This is a genomic window from Streptomyces sp. NPDC048106, from assembly GCF_040706415.1.
Classification (GTDB): Bacteria; Actinomycetota; Actinomycetes; order Streptomycetales; family Streptomycetaceae; genus Streptomyces.
This window is the reverse complement of the sequence record NZ_JBEZND010000096.1, coordinates 1-5,542: the sequence shown is the minus strand read 5'-3', so window position 1 is coordinate 5,542 and position 5,542 is coordinate 1. Positions and strand designations below refer to the sequence as shown.

6 protein-coding genes are annotated in these 5,542 nt (G+C 70.0%); 3 read left to right on the top strand and 3 right to left on the bottom strand.

What is annotated here, in order from left to right:
• Positions 1-71: 71 nt before the first annotated feature.
• Entirely contained in the window at positions 72-398 is a 327-nt protein-coding gene (locus AB0927_RS40785) for a hypothetical protein (RefSeq protein ID WP_366672932.1), read from the bottom strand.
• 589 nt (positions 399-987) lie between these two features.
• On the opposite strand from AB0927_RS40785, the gene AB0927_RS40780 reads away from it, so the two are divergent.
• Entirely contained in the window at positions 988-1,179 is a 192-nt protein-coding gene (locus tag AB0927_RS40780; protein WP_366672931.1) for a ferredoxin, read from the top strand.
• A gap of 34 nt (positions 1,180-1,213) precedes the next feature.
• Entirely contained in the window at positions 1,214-2,587 is a 1,374-nt protein-coding gene (locus tag AB0927_RS40775) for a cytochrome P450 (protein ID WP_366672930.1), read from the top strand.
• A 392-nt stretch (positions 2,588-2,979) separates the two neighbouring features.
• On the opposite strand, the gene AB0927_RS40770 is transcribed toward AB0927_RS40775, so the two are convergent.
• On the bottom strand, positions 2,980-3,375 hold the full coding sequence (locus AB0927_RS40770; protein WP_366672929.1) for a hypothetical protein: 396 nt from the start codon (positions 3,373-3,375) through the stop codon (positions 2,980-2,982).
• A 215-nt stretch (positions 3,376-3,590) separates the two neighbouring features.
• Positions 3,591-3,737: a hypothetical protein gene (locus AB0927_RS40765; RefSeq protein WP_366672928.1), complete on the bottom strand. Its 147-nt coding sequence runs from the start codon at positions 3,735-3,737 to the stop codon at positions 3,591-3,593.
• Between the two features lie 270 nt (positions 3,738-4,007).
• Here AB0927_RS40765 and AB0927_RS40760 point away from each other — a divergent pair.
• Positions 4,008-5,542: 2-oxoacid:acceptor oxidoreductase subunit alpha (locus tag AB0927_RS40760; RefSeq protein WP_366672927.1), on the top strand; the 1,535-nt coding region annotated here is incomplete at its 3' end.

Here is a 5,542-nt window from a genome sequence, read left to right as displayed (position 1 = left end):
TGGACCACGAGGGCCTTTCTGGTTGGTGTAGACGTCGCAATCCACACCGAACCGGAAGGGCCCTCACCCGTTCAAGATCCCTCAGCCGAGACCTGACTCACCCGTCCACAACCTCCCCGGACAGAACACACCCGGCTCACCGGCCGGCACCGGGCGCCCTTCGGTACCGCCCAGCACGCGCCCGAGTGCACCGAGTCGACGGTCTTCCCGTCGCGCCGGAACTGCACGAGCCACTCCGGGCGCTGCTCCCACTCGCCGGTTCGGCGCTGGGCCGCCTCGCGGCGCTCCTCCTCGGCGATCCACCCGTCGATCTGCCACAGGGACGCCGTCGCCTGCTGCATGACGACGCGGCGCGCGAACCGCAGCAGCTCAAGCCGAGACGGCGATTTACCGGTCACGGGTTCGATTCCAGGGATGGGCGACCAGGATCAGCCAACCTTCCCGACGGGTACGGCGACCGGTCGGTCGCCCCTCCTGATCAGCCGACATAGTTGCCACCGAGCCGGATGGTGCCGACCCGAGCATTCGGTCACTTCGAGAGAACCGACTTCCCCGCCCCCACCTCCCCGCCCCTACCCTTGCTGTCTGCCCACTATCGAAGCAATCAGTAGCTCCGAACCACGATGTCGTGTTGGCGGCCCATCGGTCACCAAAGCCACCACGCATAGCAGCAGGACGTGCCAGTTCCCTTATCTAGCACGGACGTTTAGCTGATCGAGTCGTCGACGTCCTGAGCGTTGACACCATCGAAGAGTGTTGATTACCTTGCCAATCAAACAGATGCTCCGGCAGGCGGGGTGGCGGCGGACGACGGCGCGGGCACCCGATCCGGCCTCCACCGGCGGGTCGGCCGTGCGTCCGGAGAGAGGACGCGACCCTAACGGCCCGTCACCCCACCCTCGTACGGCGTCCTCCCGCCGCGGCGCCGAGGACTGACACCTGCCGTCCGGCCTCCCCGTTCCTACCGAACCCATGAAGGAGTCGTCCATGAAGGTTCACGTCGACCCTCAGCTCTGTCAGGGCCACACCCTGTGCGCGATGACCGCGTCGGATCTCTTCGCGCTCCGCGACGAGGACGGCCACGCGTACGTCCTCTTCGACGAGGTGCCGCCCGAGATGGAGGACCAGGCCCGAGAGGCGGCCCGGTCCTGCCCCGAGCAGGCGATCGTCCTGTCCTGACAGACGCTCACCCCAGCCGGACAGGAGACGCCACATGAGCCAACACGAGACGCCCGCCCCCGCATCCGACCGCAGGACCCCCGTGATCCACCTGGACCGGCACTCCACCCCGTACCGCGAGGACTTCGAGCAGCTCAGCGACGAGTATCACCAGCAGTGCCCGGTGGCCTGGAACGACACCCACGGCGGCTACTGGTTCGCCAGCGGCAACCGGGAACTCTTCGACATCGCCCGCCGGGCCGAGGTGCTGTCCAACGACCGCGATCCGGAAGGCAAGCGGCGGGGTTACCTCGGCATCAACATCCCCGCGCCGACCACCTCCGCCGTCACCCAGGCCGGTTTCCTGGAGATGGACCCCCCAGTGCAGCGCTACTACCGCCAGGCGCTCAACCCCTACCTCTCCCCCGCCGCCGTGGCCCGGTGGGAGCCGGTGATAGACGAGCTGACCAGGGCCTGCATCGACGAGGTGATCGAGTCCGGCCGGATCGACTTCGTCGACCAACTGGCCAACATCGTTCCTGCGGTGGTCACACTCGCGATGCTGGGGCTGCCCCTGAAGGACTGGGAGATCTACTGCGAGCCCGTCCACGCCTCGGTCTTCACCCCAGTCCACTCCCCCGACTACGCCCGGGTGCGGGCGCTGCGGGAGCGAATGAGCGACGGTCTACTGGAGGCCATCAGTGAGGTGCGCGCCCACCCGCGACCGGGCCTGGTCAACGAGTTGGTCACCGCGGAGATCGGCGGTCGCCGCCCGGACGACCTGGAGATCCTCGGAGTGGTGAACCTCTTGATCGGCGGCGGGTTCGACACCACCACGGCGTTGACCGCACACTCCTTGGAGTGGCTGGGGGACCACCCCGCGCAGCGGCGGCGGCTGAGCCGGGAGCGCAACACCCTGCTGAACAGCGCGACCGAGGAGTTCCTGCGGTATTTCACCCCCGCGCAGGGCGACGGGCGGACGATTTCGCAGGACTGCGAGATCAACGGCACCCGGTTCGAGGAAGGGGACCGTCTCTGGCTTTCGTGGGCGATGGCCAACCGTGACGAGAAGGTCTTCGAGTGCCCCCACGAAGTCCGCCTGGACCGGAGCGGCAACCGGCACAGCGCCTTCGGTCTGGGTATCCACCGGTGCATCGGCTCCAACGTGGCCCGGACCATGTTCAAGAAGATGCTCACCGCGGTCCTGGACCGGATGCCGGACTACGTCTGTGATCCCGGCGGCGCCGTCCACTACGACACCACCGGTGTGATCAACGGGATGAAGCACCTGCCCGCGACGTTCACGCCCGGACACCGCCTGGGCGCGGGACTCGACGAGACGATCGTCCGGATGCAGGACGTCTGCACCACGCAGCACCTCGCCGAACCCGTCACCGTCCGCAAGGTCGCCGCCGTCCTCGACGACTGAGGTTCGGTCCCTTCCCCAGAACAGCCGTCAACGCGAAGGGAGGGGCCGTGGCATACGTGGTGGCGCTGCCCTGTGTGGACGTCCTCGACCGAGCCTGCGTCGACGAGTGCGGTGTCGGACACGGCCCGCGCGTCTGCAGCCCCGTGATCGGCGCGCATTTCCGTTTACACATGGCTGGATCCCGCCTCGCCGCCGTGGGCCCTCGTATGACGACGGCCCAGGGCGGACGATGAAGCGCCTCCCCACCGCGGAGCACGTCGTGGTCGTCGGTGCGGAGCCTGGCGGGCCTGCGCACCGCCGAGCGGTTGCGCCCGGGTGGCTACGAAGGCCGGATCTCGCTGATCGGCGCCGAACCCTATGCCTTGTACGACCGTCCGCCGCTCTCCAAGCAGCTACACGACGGGACGCGGGAGGCGGAAAGGGCGGTCCTCGGGGACGAGGTCGGCCTGGCGGCCCTGGGTGTCACAGCCCATCTGGGCAGCCGGGCGGTCGCGCTGCGGGACACGACGGTCGTACGAGACGACGGTGACGCCGTCAGCGGCGACGCGGTGGTACTGACGCGCCGGCACCGTCGCCAGGCGGCTCCCACGGGAGCCGGAGGGGGTGGTGATGCTGCGGACACTCGCCGACGCGCTTGCCCGCCGCCGGGGGATCGACGTCACCGTGGTGGAGTCGGCATCCTCACCCTGCGCCAGGGTGCTGGGGGCGGACGTGGGCGCGCCGGCCGGCCGCCTCTTCACGGAAAGCGGCGTGGCGTGCCACTGCGGCCTGAGCGTGGCCCGCGTCATGGACGCCCGCATGGTCGAGCTGGCCGAGGGGACGATATTGGGCGCCGACCGCGTCCTGTCTGTGTGGGCGCCGTCCCGGACTCGGCGTGGCTCGCGGACTCCGGGCTGCCGGTGGCCGACGGGGCGGACTGTGACGCGCGCGGGCGCGTCCGCGGCACGGAGCGGGTGTGGGCCGTTGGTGACGCGGCGGCCTCGTCGGACGAGGGCTCCGGGCGCTACCGCCGCAGCGAGTACTGGACGTCGGCGAGCGACCAGGCGGCGAGGGTGGCCTGCAACATCCTCGGGCAGGAACCGCCGCCCGCCGCTCCGGCGTACGTCTGGTCCGACCAGTCCGGGATGAAGGTACAGGTGGGGGGCGACACCCACAGCGCGGGCCAGGTCGTGGCGCTCCACGGCCGAGGACTTACGGGAGGGCAGCCCAAGGAAAGCGTCCAGGGGTACTTCTCCGGCGGCGCGCTGGCGGGGAGTGGTCTCCTTCGGTGCCCCGGCCCCGGCCCCGGCCCCGGCCCCGGCCCCGGTATTGCGCTACCGGGCGCTGGTCGCCTCGGGAGCCGCGCGGGAGACGGTTGTCACACAGTCGGAACAGCTGGACGGGCGGGTACGCCCGGAAAATCGACGGAGGATTCCCCCTTATGACCACGCAGGCCGAACGGATCGCCACCGGAACGAAGGAGGTCCGCCGTCTGGAGCGGGTGGTGATCCGTTTCGCGGGTGACTCGGGCGACGGCATGCAGCTGACGGGTGACCGCTTCACCTCCGAGACGGCGTCGTTCGGCAACGACCTGTCGACGCTGCCGAACTTCCCCGCCGAGATCCGCGCCCCCGCCGGCACCCTGCCCGGCGTCTCCTCCTTCCAGCTGCACTTCGCCGACCACGACATCCTCACCCCCGGCGACGCCCCGGACGTGCTGGTGGCGATGAACCCGGCGGCGCTGAAGGCGAACGTGGCGGATCTGCGGCCGGGTGCGGAGATCATCGTGAACACCGACGAGTTCACCAAGCGCCCCCTGGCCAAGGTCGGTTACGACGTCTCACCGCTGGAGGACGGCTCGCTGGACGCCTACCGCCTGCACCCGGTGCCGCTGACGACGCTGACGGTGGAGGCGCTCAAGGACTTCGGGCTCTCCCGCAAGGAGGCCGACCGGTCCAAGAACATGTTCGCGCTCGGCCTGCTGTCGTGGATGTACCACCGGCCCACCGAGAACACCGAGGCGTTCCTGCGGCGGAAGTTCGCGAAGAAGCCGGAGATCGCGGAGGCCAACGTCGCCGCGTTCCGGGCGGGGTGGAACTTCGGCGAGACGACGGAGGACTTCGCCGTCTCCTACGAGGTGGCCCCGGCCGCCGCCGCCTTCCCCGCCGGCACCTACCGCAACATCTCCGGCAACCTCGCCCTCGCCTACGGCCTCATCGCCGGCTCGCAGCTCGCGGACCTGCCGCTCTACCTCGGCTCTTACCCGATCACCCCGGCCTCCGACATCCTGCACGAGCTGTCCAAGCACAAGAACTTCGGCGTGCGGACCTTCCAGGCCGAGGACGAGATCGCCGGGATCGGCGCGGCCCTGGGCGCGGCCTTCGGCGGCTCCCTCGCCGTCACCACGACCTCCGGTCCGGGTGTGGCGCTCAAGAGCGAGACCATCGGCCTGGCCGTCTCCCTGGAACTGCCGCTGCTCATCGTCGACATCCAACGTGGGGGCCCCTCCACCGGGCTGCCCACCAAGACCGAGCAGGCGGACCTGCTCCAGGCGATGTACGGGCGCAACGGCGAGGCGCCGGTGCCGATCGTCGCGCCGCGCACGCCCGCCGACTGCTTCGACGCGGCCATCGACGCCGCCCGCATCGCGCTCACCTACCGCACCCCGGTGATGCTGCTGTCCGACGGCTACCTCGCCAACGGCTCCGAGCCCTGGCGCATCCCGGACCTGGCCGACCTCCCCGACCTGCGCACCCCCTTCGCGACCGGGCCCAACCACACCCTGGCCGACGGCACCGAGGTCTACTGGCCCTACAAACGCCACCCGCGCACCCTCGCCCGCCCCTGGGCCGTGCCCGGCACGCCCGGTCTGGAGCACCGCATCGGCGGCATCGAGAAGCAGGACGGCACGGGCAACATCTCCTACGACCCGGCCAACCACGACTTCATGGTCCGCACCCGCCAGGCCAAGATCGA